We start from the raw sequence: 17,852 nt of genomic DNA, 5'->3' as shown, positions 1-17,852 counted from the left end.
GGGTGGGCGGAACTGGGGTCGGGTCAGAGCGGGGTGGCGTAACCGCTGAGGAAGAGCGCCTCGGCGAGCGCCATGTGCTCGATCTCGGAGGGGTCCACGCTCTCGTTGGGCGCGTGGATGAGACAGCCGGGTTCCTCGACGCCGATCAGGGCGATCTCGGCGGTGGGGAAGTGGGCGGCGAGCACGTTGCAGAGCGGGATCGAACCGCCCTGCCCGGACTGGACCATGTCCTTCCCGTACGCCTCGCGGAGCGCCGCCGCCAGGGCCCGGTAGGCGGGGCCGTCGGTACGCGCCCGGAACGGCTGGCCGCCGCTCTCCGGCTCCACCTCCACCCGGGCGCCCCACGGGGCGGCCGAGGTCAGATGGGCGGCGAGGGCGCGCTGGGCGTCGTCGGCGTCGACCCCCGGCGGGATCCGCAGGCTGACCCGGGCGCTGACCGTCGCCTGCACGGCGGCCGAGGACCCCACCACCGGTGGGCAGTCGATACCGAGCACGGTGACGGCGGGCCGCGCCCAGAGCTCGTCGGCGACCGAACCCGTGCCGACGAGGGACACCCCGTCGAGGACGCCGACATCGGTGCGGAACTGTTCGGCCGGGTAGTCCACCCCGTCCCAGACGCCGTCGCCGGGCAGCCCCTTGATCACGGTGTTGCCGTGTTCGTCGCGCAGGCTGTCGAGGATCCGGATCAGCGCGGCCAGGGCGTCGGGCGCGGGACCGCCGAACATGCCGGAGTGCATCGCCCCCTTGAGGGTGGAGACGGTGACGACGACGTTGGCCAGCCCGCGCAGCGAGGTCGTCGCGGTGGGCAGGCCGCGCGCGAAGTTGCCGGTGTCGCAGATCAGCAGGGTGTCGGCGGCGAAGAGATCGGGCTGCAGGGGGACGAGCCGCTCCAGGCCGCCGGTGCCCTGCTCCTCCGAACCCTCCGCCACGAACTTGATGTTCACGGGGAAGCCGCGGCCGTCAGGACCGCCGAGCGCGCGGAGGGCCGTGAGATGCATGGCGATGTTGCCCTTGCAGTCGGCCGCGCCGCGGCCGTACCAGCGACCGTCGCGCTCGGTGAGCTCGAACGGCGGGGTCTCCCATGCCGCGTCGTCCAGCGGCGGCTGTACGTCGTAGTGGCAGTACAGGAGCACGGTGGGCGCCCCCTCGGGGCCCGGCGCGTGTCCCACGACCGCGTCCGTGCCGTCGGGGGTCGTCACCCGCCGCATGCCCGTGAGCCCCGCCTCCGTGAAGGCCCGTACGAGGAAGTCGGCGGCCTTCGCGCACTCCTCCGGCGGGAACTGGCGGGGGTCGGCGACCGACCGCATCGCCACGAGCTCGGTCAGGTCCTCCTTCGCCCGGGGCATCAGGGCCCGGACCTTCTCCCGCAGGGCTGCGGTCCCGGTGGACTCGGCGGTCATGCGTACCCACTTCCCTCGGGCCGTGGCGGGCGCGGCTCGCGGAGCCCGGGACGGCGACGGCCCTCTCACCCAAGCACCAGTGGACAACTGCCGCAAAAGGTGACTCGAACGGAGTATTCCCCCGGGGCGTCGGGCGGCGGGGGCCGGACAGGGCGACGACAGTGGACCGCGTACGAGTCCGCCCTTTCCTCCTCCCGCACCTGGAGCATCACATGGGCCACCCCAACCGACGCGACCTCGGGCTTCTCGTGCTGCGGGTCGGCACCGGAGCCGTACTCGCCGCGCACGGCACCCAGAAGCTCTTCGGCTGGTTCGGCGGCGGCGGCATCGAGGGCACCACCAAGGCCATGGAGGCCATGGGCTTCCACCCGGGCCGGGAGAGCGCCATCGCCGCCGGTCTCGGAGAAGCGGGCGGCGGCGCCCTGCTCGCCCTCGGCCTCGCCACCCCGGCAGCCGGAGCCGCCGCCGCCGGAGCCATGACCGGCGCCGTCGCCGTCCACGCACCGGCCGGCTTCTTCGCCCAGAGCGGCGGCTACGAGTACCCGGCGTTCCTGGGCTTCGTCGCCGCCGCGATCGGGGTCACCGGCGCCGGCCGGTACTCCCTCGACCATGCCACGGACCATGTCCTCGACCGTCCCTGGGTGGTGGTCACCGCCTTCCTCGGCACCGCGATCGCCGCCGCGGCCGTGGTCAACCGGCGGGCCGACGAGCAGGCCGCCGCGGCGGCCGCGGCGGAGGAGGCGGGACCGGAGTCCGCGTGAAACCGGTCGAGAGCGGGGGCCCGCACGCGTCCACCGCGCGGGAGGGTTAGGCTCGCCGCAGAGGAAGGGACGGTCGCCGCGCATGAAGATCGATCTGACGGACACCAACTCCAGCAAGATCAACAAGGCGATCCTGGAAGGCCGCAGGGCCGTCGGCACACCCGCCGCCGGTGTCGTGCTCACCCTTGTCGTCGTCACCGACGAGGAGAACGCCTACGACGCGGTCAGGGCCGCCAACGAGGCCTCCCGGGAGCACCCCTCCCGCATCCTGGTGGTCATCAAGCGCCACGCCCGCTCGCCCCACGGGCGCCACGAGACCCGCCTCGACGCCGAGGTCCGGCTCGGCAGCGACGCCGGTTCGGGCGAGACGGTGCTGCTCCGGCTCCACGGCGAACTCGGCGACCGCGCCGACTCCGTGGTCCTGCCGCTGCTCCTGCCCGACGCGCCCGTTGTCGTCTGGTGGCCCGTCGACGCCCCCGCGGTGCCGTCCCTCGACCCGCTGGGCTCACTCGCCCAGCGCCGTATCACCGACATGTACGCGGTCGAGGACCCCCTCGCCGCCCTGGAGCAGCGGGCCGCCTCGTACGCACCCGGCGACACCGACCTCGCCTGGACCCGGCTCACCCCGTGGCGCTCGATGCTCGCCGCCGCGCTCGACCAGGCCCCGCTGACCGTGACCTCGGCCGCCGTCGAGAGCGAGGCGGAGAACCCGAGCGCCGAACTCCTCGCCCGCTGGTTCGAGGTCCGGTTGGGCGTCCCCGTCGACCGGGTCGTCACCGACGGGCCCGTCGTCACGGCCGTCCGCATGGGCACCGCGGACGGCGAGATCCGCATCGACCGGCCCGAGGGGCCGGTGGCGCGGCTCGCCATTCCCGGTCAGCCCAGCCGGGTCCTCGCCCTCAAGGTCCGGACGACGGCCGAGCTGATCGCCGAGGAACTGCGCCGCCTCGACCCCGACGAGGCCTACGCGGCGGCCCTGCGCGGCCGCGGCGGAACCAGGCCGACATCCGACCTGCGGTCCCACGCCTGAGCTCGCGGGACACCTGCCCGCGCTCGCGGGGTCCGCGGGACGGGACCTGGACGGGCCCGCGCGCGACCGGGTCGACGCGCCGGCCCCGGCGCGCGGCCTCAGGGCTTCTCGAACACCATGACGAAGTCCGCCATCTCCCGTACGCGGGGAACGTCCGGGTCGGGGAGTGCGAGGAGTCGCTCCTGGGCCTCCGCCACCAGGCGGGTGGCATCGCCCGTGACCGACCAGGCGCCGGTGAAGAGGCCGCCCGACAGGGAGCGGGCCATCGCGCGGGGCGACACGCGGAAGGTCGTGGGGCGTTCGGAGGCGGTGCCCCGGTAGACGAGTCCCCGCGCCTCGGCGATCGGCGCCAGGGTCCACGGCCCGTCCTGGCGGGTCCGGAGCGGGTCGAGCCGGTCCTCCAGCTCGCCCACCACGACCCCGATGTCGTCCGTGGGTCGGGTGCCCCCGGCCGGGATCACCAGATAGCGGCCGCCCGGGCGCAGGGCCCGGGCGACCTCGTCGAAGACCATGCCGTGGTCGGGCCCGGTGTGCAGCAGCCAGGTGGACACCGCCTGGCTCACCGAGGCGGTCCGCACCGGAAGGCGGCAGGCGTCCGCCACCGCCACCCGCGGACCGAGCCGCTCCAGGGCCCGGGCGAGCATCCCGGTCGACAGGTCGAGCCCGTACACCACGTGGCCGCGCGCGGTCAGCTCGGCCGCCACGATGCCCGTGCCCACCCCGATGTCGAGCACCGGGCGGCCGGGGTCGAGCAGCGGCGCGAGCTGCTCGGCGAAGCCGGCGGCCCGGGCCGTCCCGCCGCGCGAGGCGTCGTAGCCGGGGGCGATCGCGTCGAACTCCGCCGTACCGGAGGCCGAAGTCATCCGTCTGTCTCCGTTCGTCTCTCCGTCGTCGGGACGGCGGGTCAGGCCTCGGGCGTGAAGGTCACGGGCAGGGTCGCCATGCCGCGCAGGATGCCGTCGCGCCGGCTCAGGTCCGCGTCCGGGTCGGCGAGCCGCAGGTCGGGGAAGCGGCGCAGCAGCGTACCGATGGCGATCCTCGCCTCCGCGCGGGCCAGCGGGGCCCCCAGGCAGAAATGCATACCATGGCCGAAAGCGAGCTGTTGCGGAACCTCGCGGCGTGCCACGTCGAGGATGTCGGGACGGTCGTAACGGGCCGGGTCGCGGTTGGCTGCGGCGAGCCCGATGATGATCATCTCGCCCGGCGGGACGGTGACCCCGCCGATCTCGTACGCGTCGGTGGTGAAACGGGCGACGCCACGGCTCACCGGGCCCTCGTAGCGCAGGAGTTCCTCGATCGCCCCCGGCAGCAGCGAGGGGTCGTCGCGGAGCGCGGCGAACTGGTCCGGGTGGCGCAGCAGGGCGTGGACGCCGTTGGCGATGAGGCTCGCCGTCGTCTCGTGTCCGGCGAGCGTGAGCAGGATGGTCATCGCCGTCAGCTCGCGGTCGCTGATCCGCTCCTCCGCCTGTGCGGCGCACAGCGCGCTCAGCAGGTCGTCCTTCGGGTCCGCCTTCCGCTGTGCGATCAACGGCTCGAAGAACTCGGTGAGTTCGGCCCGGGCGCGAGCGCCCTTGGCGAGCCGCTCCGGGGTGTTGGGCGGCATGATCAGACCGACCGCGAGGCGGGCGAAGTCGGGCTGCCCCTCGGCCGGGATGCCGATGAGTTCGCTGAGGACGGCCATGGGTAGCGGCAGCGCGAACTCGGAGACCAGATCGGCGGTTCCGCGTGCCGCGATGGCGTCGAGGAAGGTGTCCGTGTGCGCCTGGACGCGGGGCGCGAGCTGCTCCACCCGGCGGGCCGTGAAGGCCTTCGAGACGAGGTTGCGCAGCCGGGTGTGGTCCTCGCCGTTGGCGACGAGCATGCTGGCCATCAGGACGTTGGTGCGCTCCTGGTGGGCCATCTCCTCCTCAAGTCCGTTCACCCCGACGGGACTACTGCTGAGCCGGGGGTCGGTGAGCGCGGCGACGGACTCGTCATAACCGGTGACCATCCAGACTTCAAGAGTGGGATTCAGTCGCACGCGCTGAACGACACCGTGCTCACGGATGCGCTCGAAGAGCGGGTAGGGATTGGGCTGTTGGGCAACGTTTACCGGGACATCGTGAACGATTGTCGGCTCTTGACCGGTCATCTTCCGTAACTCCCCGAAGCTTTGTGAAAGATCTCTGGCAGGTAGTCATACCAGCCACCCCAGTTGCGTGGTAGCGTCACCGGCGCTCGGCTCGGATTGATGTTCGGAGAAGGACCGGCGAACAGTCGGTGACCAGATCAGCGAGGCGCTCCATCCACCGGTGACCGGCGCCTCGTATCGCTCGACTCGGTAGCAGCCAAGGCCTCAACCAGGCCCTATGCGCAGGGGAGACGTTTCGTGGAGCAAGCGGCAGCCGTGGACCCGATTCTGGATCTGGCCCGTCCGTCGATCCTGCGGAACCCGTACCCCTCGTACGCCCGGATGCGTGAGGCCTCTCCCGTCCTCTGGCACGAACTGCTCGGTTCCTGGGTCCTGACCCGGCACGCCGACTGCCTCGCCGTGCTCACCGACAGCAACCGTTTCGCCTCCGACTGGCGGCGCGCCGGGGAGGAGATCCCCGCCCCGCTGCTCAGCGTGCAGACCCTCGACCCGCCGGAGCACACCGCCATCAGGCACCTGCTGCTCGACGGTTTCCGGGCACAGGACCGGCAGGCGCTCCATGGCGACCTGGAGGGGCAGATCGCCGATCTGCTCGCGGAGTTGGCCCGGCGCCCCTCCTTCGACCTCGTCGGGGAGCTCGCCGAGCCGGTGGCGCTCCGCTTCGTGACCGCCTTCCTGGGCGTCGAGGCCCCGGGGCTCGACTGGTTCGTCCCGATGTCCCGTACCGTCGTCGACGGCATGGACGCCGGCCTCTGGCCCGAGAAGCACGAACCGGCCGTCGCGGCCCGCGCCCGGCTCGCGGAGTACGCGGGCGGCTGGCTCGCGGACCCGCCCAAAGAAGGCCTGATCGCGTACGTCGCCGAGCACGCGGCGGACAGCGGCGTGGCAGAAACGGTTCTGCGCAACAGTCTGCGCGCCGTCCTCCACGCCGGCTACGAATCCGCCTCCCGGCTCCTCGGCAACGCGGCGGCCGCACTCCTCACCACCCCCGGCGCGCTCGAAGCGTTCCGGGCGACCCCGGCCACGGCCGTGGACGAACTCATCCGGTACGACGCACCGGTCCAGGCGGACGCCCGGGTCTGCGTCACCGACACCGAACTGGGTGGCGTGACGATGAAGGCGGGTGATCCGGTCACGCTCTTCCTGGGCGCGGCCAACCACGACCCGCTCCGTTTCGCCCACCCCACAGAGCTGCGACTCGACCGCGCCCCGAAGCCTCACCTCGGGTTCGGCCGCGGGGCCCATGCCTGTCTGGGCGCGTCCATGGCGATCCGGCTCACCGGATCCGTCCTCGGCGCCCTGGCCAGGGACTATCCGCAGGCACGGGCGGTCGCGGAACCAGAACACCGGCGCAATCTGACCCTCCGCGGTCTCGACCGCTTCGAGGTCACCCTGCGTCCAGACACGGGGGAGGAGGTACGACCATGAAGTACTGGCACTGAAACCAGTGAGCGTGCGGCCCGTCCATGAGGCGGGAACCACGCCCGTGCACGAGACCCGTGCACCTCGCCGGAGCCCGAGCCCGCTGCACGGCTCGGGCTCCGGCCCTTGCGCACGACGCGCGCTCGACGAGGAGCCGATGAGCTGTGGAGCCGGGGGGTCAGGCCGAGTAGCGGTTCACCGGCCGGTGGCCGGCGCCATGCGCGCGTCGTCGACGAGCAGGCTGAGCGCGCCGTCGACGGGACACCGCAGACCGACCGACAGGCGGCGCATGTCGCCGTCCGGGCCGAGCGTGTACGCGGCGGCCACCTGGAAAAGGTCGTGGTCGGAAGGGCACGTGACGATGTTCAGGCCCGTCACGGGGGCCTGGACCGTGGGCGGCCGGAGTTCCCGGACCACCGGGTCCGCACCCCCGCACCCCTCCTCGTCCTGTACGTCGAGCGGCAGGCAACAGCCCTCGCAGAAGCACTCGTCCGACGTCACCTCGAACCGGTCCCAGTCGCAGTACCGGCAGACGAGGGGCCCGGTCACGACCCGCCGCTCGGCCCCTCGGGCCCCGGTCCCGGCCCAGGCCCCGGCATCGGCTCGACCGTCGGCTCCGGTCCAGCCCCCGACGCCGCCGAGCAGTCGCAGCAGGCCGCCGCTCGCGGCCGCCTCGTCGCCGACCGGTCCGTCACTCCATATACGCGTGCTCTTCACGACAGTGATCCTTTCACTGCCGGAGCGGCCGGCTCGACCAACCGGGTGTGGCCCCGCAGCCTCCCCGGCAGCCGGCGGAGTCGGGCCGCCCGCTGGAAGGTCGGGTGTACGGACCGGTGGCCCATCCGCTGCCCTGGCCGCGGGTGTCCATCACGAAGTGCGCGAACCAGGCGGGGGCCCGGAGCAGACGGATGTGCGGCAGGCCGAGCCCCCCCCCGCCGTACCCGGGGAACTCCACGATGACGGGCGGCGGTTGGCGTCGAGGGTCTCGATCGGTTCTCCCGGCCGGAGCCGCCTGAGGCGCGGGACCGCACGCGGATTCATATGCGTGCATGTCGACCGGGTCCGGCCGGACACTCCACGCCGTCGGCGTCACGAGAAGGCCTCCGGGCCGGTAGCCATGACATCCTCGGACGAACCGCCCGCAGCGTGTCCAGTTGTGGGCCTTCGTCGTCCTGCGCGGAGGGACACCATGCTCATCAGCCACGTCGTACGTCACCATGTGCTGCACGTGACGCTCCACCGCGACCTGGACGTCACCAACCGGGCCGCCGTCGCCCTCCAGATCCAGGCCCTGGTCCAGATGATCCGCCCGGACAGGGTGACCGTCGCCGTCCCGAGCGCCGACCCCACCCCGGCCACCGTCAGCGCCCTTGCCCGGGCCCACCGGATGTGCGCGAGCCTGAACATCCCGCTCACCCTGAGCGGTGCGAGCGCCCGCACCCGCAGACTCCTGGACGCGACGGCCGAGTAGCCCGCCTCGTCGCCCCTGTCATTGCCCCGGGATCTGTCCGGCGGATCCCTCCAGGTCCGCCCGCACGGCGGCCGGTCCGCGCGTCACGAGTGACCCCCGTGGTGCGGGTGCTCCGTGGCGGGCGTCGGGGCGGTCGTCGGCGGCGGGTCCGGCGTGGGGCCGATCGGCCCCACCGCCGATCCCAGGGCGTAGGACCCGGTGAACACCAGGGCAAGGAGCAGGAGGAAGCCCCCCAGGACGACGGGAGGAGAACCGAACCGCCCCGTGGCTCCCGCGGGGGACGAGGATGCGCGTGGCTTTTCCATCGGTCGCCTCTCCAGAGCGCGTCGTACGGCACCGGAGGGGTGGGGCCGTGCTGCCGGAGGAGTCGGATGGCCCGGCGGTCCGGTTCCCGAGAGAGGGGATGCGTACGGGGGCGGGGACTGCACGCGTACGGGGACGGGGCGGGCGCGGTTACGGGCACGGGGACGGGGGCGGGGCGCATCGCGGCGCGCTGCCTGCGCTGCAGTGACCCGACCCGACCCGACCCGACCCGACCCGACCTGACCTGACCCCGACCCCGCCCCGCTCCCGTCGGCTACGCGAGGCGAGCGGACAGGCGAACGGTCAGGCGAGCGCGGGCGCCCGCGTGAACCGCCTGCGTGCCGGAGCGTCGCCACCCGGGACGAGCACCGGCGACGGCACCGGTTCCTCGGCGCCGCGCACCAGGGCCACCAGGGAGGTCCGGGCCCGTGCGACCCGTGAGCGGACCGTGCCGACGGGACAGCCGATGGCTTCGGCGGCCTCTGCGTAGGGCAGGCCGAGCAACTGGGTGAGGACGAACGCGTCTCTCCGCTCGGCCGGGATCGCCGTCAGGAGCTCGGCGAGCGCGACGCCGTCCTCGAAACCGGGAAGCCCCCGGGGCTGGGTGTGTTCGGCCTCCGCCTGCCAGTCGTCCCGGTCGGACAGGCGCGGGCGGGCGGCCGCGTGCCGCAGGCTGTCGACCACCGTCCGGCGGGCTATCGACAGCAGCCACGTGCGGGCCGAGGAGCGCCCCTGGAAACGGGGTAGCGCGGCGAGCGCCCGGAGGAAGACCTCCTGGGTGAGGTCGTCGGCCGCCTGGCGGTCCGCACTGAGATACGTCACATAGCGCCGGACGTCGCGGTGCAGAGCACGTACGAAGAGATCGGCCTTCGCCGGGTCGCCGTCCCGGGCGGCCAGCGCGAGCCGGGTCGTCGCCGCGTCCGTGTCGGCGTCCGGAGCGTGCGCCGAGCGGGAGGTGCTCGTCGGGCGCTGAAGGAGGGTGTCGTGGGCAGGAGTCATCGCCACAAGTCCTTACGAGGCAAAGGGAATCCGGCCGGGCACGCGGAGGAGGTCGGCGCCGTGGCCGGTGACTGGTACGGCCGGCCGCGACCGGGCGGAAGCGGCAAGACCGATGCCCGAGGGACGGAACTGGGCCGTCGAGCTCGGGGAGCCGGCTGTCAGAGGACAGCGAGTGCCTGGGGAGGACCTCGGGAGATGAGGGAATGGGCGAGGAGGAGCCGGCGCGGAGGCCGCTCGTCACCGGCTCGCACCGGCCGGAGCCGGGGCCGGTTCCCCACGACGGGGACGAAGGACGCGAGCAGCGGACGCAGGGGGCGGAAGAGCCGCAGGGAGGCGGCGAACAGCAGGCGGAACGCCGCCTGCTCGCCGAACGCCATCCACAGGCCGCTCAGGAGCGCGGCCAGGAGATGGGCCGACAGCATCCCTGAGGACGACGACATGTCTGTCATGTCGTGCCCGGCCGGAGCCGTGGACATCATGCCGACGGACGCGGTCGCGTCTCCGTGACCCATGGCCGCGTGCGCCATGTGCGCGTGCGCCGCGTGCATGGCGTTCATCGGCATCGGCATCGGCATCGGTATCGGTATCGGTATCGGCGTGGTGGCCGTCGGCACGGCCGTCGTCTGGGACCACGAGAAGGCCGTGTGGAGCGCGCTCTGCACGACCACGCTCGCCGCGGTGACGGCGAGGAGGCCGCGCTCGCGTCCCGCGAGGGCCCAGGTGACCGCCATGGTGGCGGCGAAGGCGAGGGAAAGGGTCCAGGCGGGCACTCCCTGGCCCGACATCAGGATGTGGCCGGTGGCAGCGAGCAGCACACAGACGGCCGCGAACATCGCGGCCCTCACCCCTCGCGAACATCGGCCTGGTGTCATGGCGCGCCCATCCTTGCACCCTCCCCGGAGGTATGAGGGCGGGAGCGGCCGTCCCGCGGCCGCCCCCACGACCTGTCGGGACATGAGTACGCGACTGTGACGGGTCCCACAAGAGCGCCTCGGGAACTTCCGGCACGGTCGCCACGACTTCTCGAAGGCGACGGCGTTCGGCCCGAGCGCCGAACGGGGGAGGAGTACGCGGTGACGAGCGCGGGTACGGCGGCGGAGGCACCCGCCGCAACCGGAGCGGGACCGGCCCGCGGGCTGACCGCGCTCCTGACGACGGCCATGGCCTTCTCGATGATGCAGCTGTTCCTGCTCGGTGCGCTGGGTCCGCGTCTCGTCGACCGACTCGACGTCTCCGAGACCCTGTTGGGACTGACCACCACGGTCGGCTTCGGCACGGCGGCCGTGCTCTCTCCCGTCGGAGGCAGGCTCGTCGACCGCGTCGGCCCCCGCCGGGCCCTCGTGGCCCTGCTCGCCCTCTCGGCGGTGGCGCTGGGCCTGATCGGCTCCGCGCCCGGCCCCGGCCTGCTGCTCGTGGCCGTCGCGCTGGGCGGGCTGCCCCAGGCGCTCGCCAACCCGGCGACGAACAAGGCGATCCTGGCGTCCGTACCGGCGCCGAGGCGGGGCGCGGTCACCGGCGCCAAGCAGTCCGGCGTCCAACTCGGGGCCTTCGTAGCCGGGTTGCCGCTCGCCGTGGCCGCCGGCGCGATCGGCTGGCGGGGCGCCGTCTGGGTGGCCGCCGGTGCCGCGCTCATCGCGGCCCTGTGGGCCTGGAGAGCGCTGCCGGCCGACGCGTCACCGCCGCCGAAGGGGGCCGCAGGCGGCCCGGCACCGTCCCGCCGCGGTGGCCCCGTGCCCTGGCTAGCCGCGTTCTCGCTCTTCCTCGGCGCGGGCATCGCCTCCGTCAACACCTACCTCGCCCTCTTCGGAGTCCAACGCCTCGGCATGGGGCCGACGGTGGCGGGCGCCCTGGTCGCGGTCCTCGGCGTCGCCGGGATCGGCGGTCGCGTCGGCTGGTCCCGGGCCGCGACGCCCGGCCGGGCTCCGTGGCTGCCGGCGCTGCTCTCGGGCGGGGCGGTGGGGGCGGCCGTGCTCCTGACCGCCGCCGTCCACGTCGACCTGCTGGTGTGGGCGGCGGCCGTGGCGGTCGGCGTGTTCGCCGTGTCCGGCAACGCGGTCTCGATGGTCCTGGTCATGCAGCGCTCCGCGCCCGGCCGGGCCGGGCAGGACTCCGCCCTGGTCGCCGCCGGCTTCTTCGCCGGATTCGCGGTGGGCCCACCCCTGTTCGGACTCCTCGCGGAGCGCGGGCGGTACGGGGAGGGCTGGGCGCTGGTCGCGGTGGAGTTCGCCGTCGCGGGGTCGGTCGCGCTCGCCTGGGCGGTACGGGACCGCCGTACGGGCGCGGGCGGTCTGCGGTGACGGTCGCGGGGCCGCCGTACGGGCGCGGGCGGTTCGCGATGACGGTCGCGGGACCCCCGTGTCCGCGTGGACGGTCCGCGATGACCGTCACGGACCGCCGTACCCGCGCCGAGGGTCCGTGGTGACCGTCACGGACTGGGCCGAGGAGGCCCTCGGCCTTCTCCTGGGGCGGGTGGGGGAGACCTCGGAGCAGGTGGGCGACCGTTTTCCCCTGTACGCCGATCCGGCCGACGGCCGGTGGACGACCACAGGACGCGGATCATGGGCGGGCGGTTTCTGGGCGGGTCTGCTGTGGCTCCGGGCGGGCCGCGCCGGGAGGGACGAGGACCGTACGGCGGCCGCCGCCGTCACCGGCCGGCTCGCCCCCTGGGCCGAGGCGGACACCGCGACCCGCGGCCTCATCCTCTGGTACGGCACGGCCCCGGCCACCGAGGACACGGCGGCGCCAGCCCTTCGGGAGCGGGCGGCGAAGGCCGCCGTCGGCGCCTTCGACCCGGAACTCGGCCTCGTCCCCTGGGGTTCGGCCCTCGGCGGCGAGCGGCTACGGGCCCGTGCGGACGGCGTCCCCGGTCTCGTACCCCTGCTTGCCTCGGCTGGACCCGAGGGGCGGGAGGCGGCGGCCGGGCACCTCCACCGGCATCTGGACCTGTGCCTGCCCCACGACGGCACGGGGCGGCCCGCCCCGGCGTGGCGCCTGGACCGGACGCGCGGCTGGCTGGCCGAAGCCGACCCCGCACCCGGCTGGACCCGCGGTGAGGCATGGCTCCTCCTGGCCGTCGCGGACGCCCTGCTCCTCGCGGACGCCCTGCCACGCGCGGAAGCCGCCTCCTGGCGCGTGGACCGGCTCACCCAAGCGGCCGAACTCCTCCTCGCCGACTGCTCGATGCTCGTCGGACCCCCGGTCCCGCCGGCGGACGCCCGTCACGCCGACGGCCCGCTCGACACCTCCGCCGCCGCCATCACCGCGGTCGCCCTCCTGAAGCTCGCGCTCGTCCCCGGAACCGCGTGGTCGACCGCGTGGTCGACCGCGTGCGCGGCCCGGGCGGAGGCTGTGCTGCACCGGCTCGCGCACGACCACCTCACCCGGCCGGGCGGAACCCGTCCGGCGGGGATGCTCCTCGACGGCTGCTACGACGCGCACAGCGGCACGGCCGTCCGCCACGAACTCGTCTGGGGCGACTTCTTCCTGGCTCTCGGGCTCGCGGCGCTCCTCGGCCGGGCCGACCTCAGGCGGGTGTGACGGCGGAGCCCTGGCGGCCCCGCAGGACGCGCCGGGCGACGGCGGAGATGTGCTGCTCGTCCGGCCCGTCGAGGATCCGGGCCGTCCGCCCGGTACGGAACAGCGCCGGCAGGGGCGTGTCGGGGCCCAGCCCGGCAGCGCCGAACACCTGGACCGCCCGGTCCGCGACGTCCTGGAGGGTGCGGGCCGCCGCCGTCTTCGCCAGGCCGACCTCCACCTGGGCGTCGCGTCCGTCCGCGACCAGCGCCATCGCCTCGTACACGAGCGGGCGCGTCGTCCTCAGTGCCAACAAGGCTTCGAAGACGTGCTGTTGGACGAGCTGGCGGTCCGCGAGCGGGCCCCGGGCGCCCCGACGTCCGGTGGCGCGGTCGCAGAGGAGGTCGAAGGCCCGCTGGGCCTGGCCGAGCCACCGCAACGCCCGGAGAGTACGCCCCAGTTGGAGACGTTCGCCCGCGATCGCCAAGGCCTGCCCGGTGTCGCCCACGAGATGGTCCTCGGCGACCTCGACACCATCGAAGTCGATCTCGTACTGCCCGGTCGCGCCCAGGATCGGCAGCTCGCGCACGACCCGGAAGCCGGGTGAGCCGGTCGGCACGAGGAGGAGCGAGAGTCCGGTGCGGTCCCCCGCAGATCCGCTCGTCCGGGCGAGCACGGTCACCAGGTCCGCGTGTCCCGCGTTCGACACGAACCACTTCCGGCCGGTCACGCGCCAGCCGCCGCCCGGCAGCCGCTCCGCCCGGGTCGACGTCAGCGCCGGCTCCGTCCCCGGCGTGTCCGGCTCGGTCATCGCGTAACAGGTGCGGAGACCGCCGGAGACCAGTCCCGGGAGGTACGCCGAGCGCACCCGGGCCGAACCGCGCCGGGCCAGCATGGTCACGTCGAGGAGCGAGGCCGACCCGAGCGCCACGGGGCCGTGGTCGCTGGCACCCTCCGCCTCGGCGATCGACGCGTACGCGCCCAAGGGCAGTCCTCCGCCGCCCAGTTCGGCCGGGAGGGGAAGCGCCCACAGGCCGGCCCTCCGGGCCTCCTCGCGCAGCCGCTCGCGCAGGTCCCCGGCGGGCGGTCCGCCGGCGTCGAGCACCCGCTCCACGGGAAACACGCGGTCACGGACGAACGCGGAGACCCGCTTCCGCAGCAGATCGACATCCGGTACGTCATGATCCGTCACTGTTTCCTCCGTCTCGGGAACTCGGCAGAACACGCGTCCGACTGCCTGCCCGTGGAGTTGGTCGGGCCCACCGGCCCGCGAGTTCCCGTGACCGTGACAGTCCCCGTGCGACGGCCATCGCCGCCGTACCAGGAGAGGAGAGGCATGGCGTCATCGCCGACCGCGCACACCGCGGTCCGCCGCCCGCTCGACACAGCCCGTCCGCTCGACGCACTGCGGTGCGACATCGGCGGCCCCGAGCCCCTGACCAGGGTCGTCTCCGACCATCTGCGACGACTCGGGGCGACGGTGCGGGACGGCGGTCCGGGGGACATCGCCCTGGGCGGCGGGGAGTTCGCGCCCGTCCTCGCCCGTACCGCATGGGGAGCCCCCGGCTCCGGGATCGAGGACGAGGCCACCGCCCAGGCCGTCACCGGCGTGATGGCCGTCCACGGCCGCCGACACGGGGCCCCGCGCGGCCTCGCCGTCGAATACCTGGCCACCGCCACCGGTGTGCTCGCCGTCCAGGGCCTGCTCGCGGGGCTCGTCGGCCAGGCCCGGGGCGGCCCGCCGGCCCGCGTGCGGACGACCACGGCCGACAGGGCCGGGCTGCTCACCCTCTCCCAGTACCTCGCGGCAGCCGGTGCCGAGGAACCGGAAGCCGTCGAACACGCACCAGGGGGGCCGCCGTTCACCTCCGCCGACGGCGTCCTGTTCGAACTGGAGACGCTCGACCCCGGGGCCTGGGCGGCGTTCTGGCGCTCCCTGGAGGCTCCCGCCGACGCGATACGGGCGGGCTGGCGGCCCTTCCAGTTCCGGTACGCCACCGCCTGCGCGCCCTTTCCCGTCGACCTGCACGAGGTGACCCGACGGCACCCGTGGGCACGGATCCGGCAGGCCGCCGCGCGGTCCGAGGCCGAGGTGTGCCGGCTGCGCACGCTCGTCGAGCGCGCCGCCGAGGACGACGGCGCCGACCCCTGGTCCCTGAGCGCGCTCGGCCCGGGCCGCCCGACGACCACGGCTGCCACCGCCGCCACGGGGGACCGGCCGCTGGCCGGACTGACCGTCCTGGAGGCGGGCCGCCGCATCCAGGCACCGCTCGCCGCCCACCTCCTCGGCCTGCTCGGCGCCCGCGTGATCCGGATCGAGCCCCCGGGCGGTGACCCGCTCCGCGGCATGCCGCCGGCCTGCGCCGGGATCTCCGCCCGCTGGCTCGCGCTCAACCGGGGCAAGGAGGCCGTCGAGATCGACATCAAGGCGCCCGGGGACCGGACACGACTGCGTGAACTCGTCGCCGAGGCCGATGTGTTCCTGCACAACTGGGCCCCGGGCAAGGCGGCGGAGCTCGATCTCGACGCCGAGCACCTCAGCACCGTCAACCCGTCCCTCGTGTACGCCTACACCGGCGGCTGGGCCGACCGCATCGACGACGCCCCCATGGGCACCGACTTCATGGTGCAGGCCCGGACCGGCGTGGGGGAGGCCGCCCACCCGGCCGGCGAACCGCCCGTGCCCTCCCTCATGACGCTCCTCGACGTCCTGGGCGGCCTGCACGGCACCGAGGCCGTCCTCGCGGCCCTGCTCCTGCGCGAGCGTACGGGCCACGGCGTACGGGCCGAATCCTCACTGCTCGGCGCGGCCGACACCCTCCTCGCCCCCGCCCTGCGCCGGGCCGCCGCCGGCGCGGAACCCCGCCGCCCCGCCGGGTTCCGGCACCCGCTCCGGACCTCCGACGGCTGGATCGCGCCGAGCGACACCAGCGCGGCGGCCGCCGCGGCGTACGACGTCACGGGCATGTGCACCGAGGACGCCCTGGACCAGCTGCGCGGCCACGGGCTGACCGCCACGGCCGTCACCACCGACCTGTCCGCCCTTCACCACGACCCGCGCCTGTCCGGCCCGATCGGCCGGGACGCGCACGGAGCCCCCGCCGTTCCCGACCCCTGGAGCCTCGCGTGACCGTCACCCTGACCGACCTGCTCCCCGCCGACCTCCGCCGTTCCTGGGCGGTGGACGGCATCTGCCCCGACCTCGACGTCTACAGCCTCTACCGGGCCAGACAGATCGCCGATCTGCACCGCACCGCCGTGATCGACGCCAAGGGCACGCTCTGTTACACGGCCCTCGACCGTAAGGTCCGATCCCTCGCCGAGGGCCTTCGGGGGCTCGGCGTCGGCGCCGGGGACGTCGTGGGCGTCCAGCTGCCCAACCACCGCAACGCCGTCATCGCGGACCTGGCGCTCGCCGCTCTGGGCGCGATCGCCCTGCCCTTCCCGGTCGGGCGCGGCGCGGTGGAGGCCGAATGCCTGCTGCGCCGCGCGGAGGCCGTCGCGGTCATCGCCGCCGTGGAACACCGGGGGCAGACCCACGCCGCCGACCTCCTGACCCTCGCACCGGCGCTGCCGGCCCTGCGGCACGTCATCGCCGCCGGCCGTGGCCCCGCACCCGACGGAACGATTCCGCTGTCCCAGTTGCTGCGTACGGACCCCGCCCGATTCGTCCCGTCCCGCCCCGATCCCGACAGCGCCGCCCGCATCCTCGTCTCGTCCGGCTCCGAGGCCGAGCCGAAGATGGTGGCGTACTCCCACAACGCCCTGGCCGGGGGCCGAGGGAACTTCCTCGCCTCCCTCATGCCCGACGACACCCCGCCCCGCTGCCTCTTCCTGGTTCCCCTGGCCTCGGCCTTCGGCTCCAACGGCACGGCCGTCGCCCTCGCCCGGCACGGCGGCACGCTCGTCCTGCTCGACCACTTCACCCCCGAGGCCGCCCTCGCCGCCGTACGCGACCACCGGCCCACCCACATCCTCGGCGTGCCCACCATGATCCGCATGATGCTGGAGGCCCTGGAGCGGACGGACGAACCGCTGCCCGCCCCGACCGCGCTCGTCCTCGGCGGCGCGCCTCTCGACGAGGCGACCGCCGAGGCCGCGGCCGACGCCTTCGGCTGTCCCGTCGTCAACCTGTACGGATCGGCCGACGGCGTCAACTGCCACACCGGGCTCCAGCACACCGTGCCGCCCACCGACCGCTCCGGTGTCGTCGTCGGCCGGCCCGACCCCCGGGTCGCCGAGATCCGCATCACCGACCCCGACACCCACGAGCCGCTGCCCGACGGGCGGATCGGCGAGATCGTCTCCCGCGGCCCCATGACCCCGCTCTGTTACGTGGGTTCGCCCGAGCTCGACGCCCGCTACCGCACTCCCGAGGGCTGGGTCAGGACCGGCGACCTCGGGTTCCTCGACGCCGACGGCGTCCTGCACGTCGCCGGCCGCCTCAAGGACGTGGTGATACGCGGCGGCACCAACATCAGCCCCGCCGAGGTCGAGCGCGAACTCGTCTCCCACCCGAGGGTCCGGGACGCGGTCTGCGTCGGCGTGCCCGACCCGCTCATGGGCGAGCGGCTCGCCGCCTGCCTGGTAGCCAAGGGCCCGACGGCCCCGTCCCTCGCCGAGCTGGTGGCGTATCTGGCCGAGCGCGGACTCGACCGGCACAAGCACCCCGAGCACCTTCTCGTCCTGCCCGAACTGCCGCTCACCGCCGCCGGAAAGCCCGACCGCGCCGCGCTGCGGACCCGGATCGAGGAGGACCGGAAGGCCGTTCTCGTCCAGGCGTGACGGCACGGGCCTGCCCGGCCGGTCGAGCGTGACGACG

The 17,852-nt window shown here is 74.3% G+C and carries 15 protein-coding genes; 8 read left to right on the top strand and 7 right to left on the bottom strand.

What is annotated here, in order from left to right:
- Positions 1-23 precede the first annotated feature (23 nt).
- The gene (locus ACIP8Z_RS10990) at positions 24-1,400 is read right to left on the bottom strand and encodes a dipeptidase (RefSeq protein WP_402081496.1); all 1,377 of its coding nucleotides are present in this window, start codon (positions 1,398-1,400) and stop codon (positions 24-26) included.
- A 212-nt stretch (positions 1,401-1,612) separates the two neighbouring features.
- Here ACIP8Z_RS10990 and ACIP8Z_RS10985 point away from each other — a divergent pair, with 212 nt between their 5' ends.
- Both ACIP8Z_RS10985 and opcA read left to right on the top strand, forming a co-directional pair.
- Positions 1,613-2,161: a DoxX family protein gene (locus ACIP8Z_RS10985; RefSeq protein ID WP_402081494.1), complete on the top strand. Its 549-nt coding sequence runs from the start codon at positions 1,613-1,615 to the stop codon at positions 2,159-2,161.
- A gap of 82 nt (positions 2,162-2,243) precedes the next feature.
- Positions 2,244-3,191 carry a glucose-6-phosphate dehydrogenase assembly protein OpcA gene (gene opcA, locus ACIP8Z_RS10980; RefSeq protein WP_402081491.1) on the top strand — a complete coding sequence of 316 codons (948 nt, stop codon included), beginning with the start codon at positions 2,244-2,246 and terminating at the stop codon, positions 3,189-3,191.
- A 98-nt stretch (positions 3,192-3,289) separates the two neighbouring features.
- On the opposite strand, the gene ACIP8Z_RS10975 is transcribed toward opcA, so the two are convergent.
- The gene (locus tag ACIP8Z_RS10975) at positions 3,290-4,054 is read right to left on the bottom strand and encodes a class I SAM-dependent methyltransferase (RefSeq protein WP_402081489.1); all 765 of its coding nucleotides are present in this window, start codon (positions 4,052-4,054) and stop codon (positions 3,290-3,292) included.
- Between the two features lie 41 nt (positions 4,055-4,095).
- Positions 4,096-5,181, bottom strand: coding sequence for a cytochrome P450 (locus tag ACIP8Z_RS10970; RefSeq protein WP_402081486.1), 1,086 nt, complete (start codon positions 5,179-5,181; stop codon positions 4,096-4,098).
- Positions 5,182-5,577: 396 nt separating this feature from the next.
- On the opposite strand from ACIP8Z_RS10970, the gene ACIP8Z_RS10965 reads away from it, so the two are divergent.
- Complete coding sequence (locus ACIP8Z_RS10965) at positions 5,578-6,750, top strand: cytochrome P450 (protein ID WP_402081483.1); 1,173 nt, start codon at positions 5,578-5,580, stop codon at positions 6,748-6,750.
- A 189-nt stretch (positions 6,751-6,939) separates the two neighbouring features.
- On the opposite strand, the gene ACIP8Z_RS10960 is transcribed toward ACIP8Z_RS10965, so the two are convergent.
- Positions 6,940-7,461 carry a hypothetical protein gene (locus tag ACIP8Z_RS10960; protein ID WP_402081481.1) on the bottom strand — a complete coding sequence of 174 codons (522 nt, stop codon included), beginning with the start codon at positions 7,459-7,461 and terminating at the stop codon, positions 6,940-6,942.
- 472 nt (positions 7,462-7,933) lie between these two features.
- Here ACIP8Z_RS10960 and ACIP8Z_RS10955 point away from each other — a divergent pair, with 472 nt between their 5' ends.
- Positions 7,934-8,215: a hypothetical protein gene (locus ACIP8Z_RS10955; RefSeq protein ID WP_402081479.1), complete on the top strand. Its 282-nt coding sequence runs from the start codon at positions 7,934-7,936 to the stop codon at positions 8,213-8,215.
- A gap of 606 nt (positions 8,216-8,821) precedes the next feature.
- Here the strand turns inward: ACIP8Z_RS10955 and ACIP8Z_RS10950 are convergent.
- Both ACIP8Z_RS10950 and ACIP8Z_RS10945 read right to left on the bottom strand, forming a co-directional pair.
- Positions 8,822-9,517, bottom strand: coding sequence for a sigma-70 family RNA polymerase sigma factor (locus tag ACIP8Z_RS10950; protein ID WP_402081477.1), 696 nt, complete (start codon positions 9,515-9,517; stop codon positions 8,822-8,824).
- Between the two features lie 158 nt (positions 9,518-9,675).
- The gene (locus ACIP8Z_RS10945) at positions 9,676-10,350 is read right to left on the bottom strand and encodes a hypothetical protein (RefSeq protein ID WP_402081474.1); all 675 of its coding nucleotides are present in this window, start codon (positions 10,348-10,350) and stop codon (positions 9,676-9,678) included.
- A gap of 240 nt (positions 10,351-10,590) precedes the next feature.
- Between ACIP8Z_RS10945 and ACIP8Z_RS10940 the strand changes: the two genes are divergently transcribed.
- Together ACIP8Z_RS10940 and ACIP8Z_RS10935 are read left to right on the top strand one after the other, a co-directional pair.
- Positions 10,591-11,814: a nitrate/nitrite transporter gene (locus ACIP8Z_RS10940; RefSeq protein WP_402081472.1), complete on the top strand. Its 1,224-nt coding sequence runs from the start codon at positions 10,591-10,593 to the stop codon at positions 11,812-11,814.
- Positions 11,815-11,935: 121 nt separating this feature from the next.
- Positions 11,936-13,054, top strand: a complete 1,119-nt coding sequence (locus ACIP8Z_RS10935; RefSeq protein ID WP_402081469.1) for a sugar ABC transporter permease — start codon at positions 11,936-11,938, stop codon at positions 13,052-13,054.
- On the opposite strand, the gene ACIP8Z_RS10930 is transcribed toward ACIP8Z_RS10935, so the two are convergent.
- Positions 13,041-14,222, bottom strand: a complete 1,182-nt coding sequence (locus tag ACIP8Z_RS10930) for an acyl-CoA dehydrogenase family protein (RefSeq protein WP_402081467.1) — start codon at positions 14,220-14,222, stop codon at positions 13,041-13,043. The genes ACIP8Z_RS10935 and ACIP8Z_RS10930 overlap by 14 nt on opposite strands.
- Before the next feature lie 144 nt (positions 14,223-14,366).
- Here ACIP8Z_RS10930 and ACIP8Z_RS10925 point away from each other — a divergent pair, with 144 nt between their 5' ends.
- Positions 14,367-16,160 carry a CoA transferase gene (locus ACIP8Z_RS10925; RefSeq protein ID WP_402081465.1) on the top strand — a complete coding sequence of 598 codons (1,794 nt, stop codon included), beginning with the start codon at positions 14,367-14,369 and terminating at the stop codon, positions 16,158-16,160.
- Entirely contained in the window at positions 16,157-17,815 is a 1,659-nt protein-coding gene (locus tag ACIP8Z_RS10920) for a class I adenylate-forming enzyme family protein (protein WP_402081463.1), read from the top strand. Before ACIP8Z_RS10925 ends, ACIP8Z_RS10920 begins: the two co-directional genes overlap by 4 nt.
- Positions 17,816-17,852: the final 37 nt, after the last annotated feature.

This window comes from Streptomyces sp. NPDC088553, from assembly GCF_044752965.1.
In the GTDB taxonomy this organism is placed as follows: domain Bacteria; phylum Actinomycetota; class Actinomycetes; order Streptomycetales; family Streptomycetaceae; genus Streptomyces.
Note: the sequence above shows the minus strand (reverse complement) of the source record. Positions and strands in the feature narration are given on the sequence as shown.

What these genes read in the sequence shown, in the direction of transcription:
- ACIP8Z_RS10990 (WP_402081496.1), bottom strand. Translation starts at nt 1,400, where the DNA reads ATGACCGCCGAGTCCACCGGGACCGCAGCCCTGCGGGAGAAGGTCCGG.
- ACIP8Z_RS10970 (WP_402081486.1), bottom strand. Translation starts at nt 5,181, where the DNA reads ATGGTCACCGGTTATGACGAGTCCGTCGCCGCGCTCACCGACCCCCGG.
- ACIP8Z_RS10925 (WP_402081465.1), top strand. Translation starts at nt 14,367, where the DNA reads ATGGCGTCATCGCCGACCGCGCACACCGCGGTCCGCCGCCCGCTCGAC.
- opcA (WP_402081491.1), top strand. Translation starts at nt 2,244, where the DNA reads ATGAAGATCGATCTGACGGACACCAACTCCAGCAAGATCAACAAGGCG.
- ACIP8Z_RS10975 (WP_402081489.1), bottom strand. Translation starts at nt 4,054, where the DNA reads ATGACTTCGGCCTCCGGTACGGCGGAGTTCGACGCGATCGCCCCCGGC.
- ACIP8Z_RS10950 (WP_402081477.1), bottom strand. Translation starts at nt 9,517, where the DNA reads ATGACTCCTGCCCACGACACCCTCCTTCAGCGCCCGACGAGCACCTCC.
- ACIP8Z_RS10955 (WP_402081479.1), top strand. Translation starts at nt 7,934, where the DNA reads ATGCTCATCAGCCACGTCGTACGTCACCATGTGCTGCACGTGACGCTC.
- ACIP8Z_RS10945 (WP_402081474.1), bottom strand. Translation starts at nt 10,350, where the DNA reads ATGTTCGCGGCCGTCTGTGTGCTGCTCGCTGCCACCGGCCACATCCTG.
- ACIP8Z_RS10985 (WP_402081494.1), top strand. Translation starts at nt 1,613, where the DNA reads ATGGGCCACCCCAACCGACGCGACCTCGGGCTTCTCGTGCTGCGGGTC.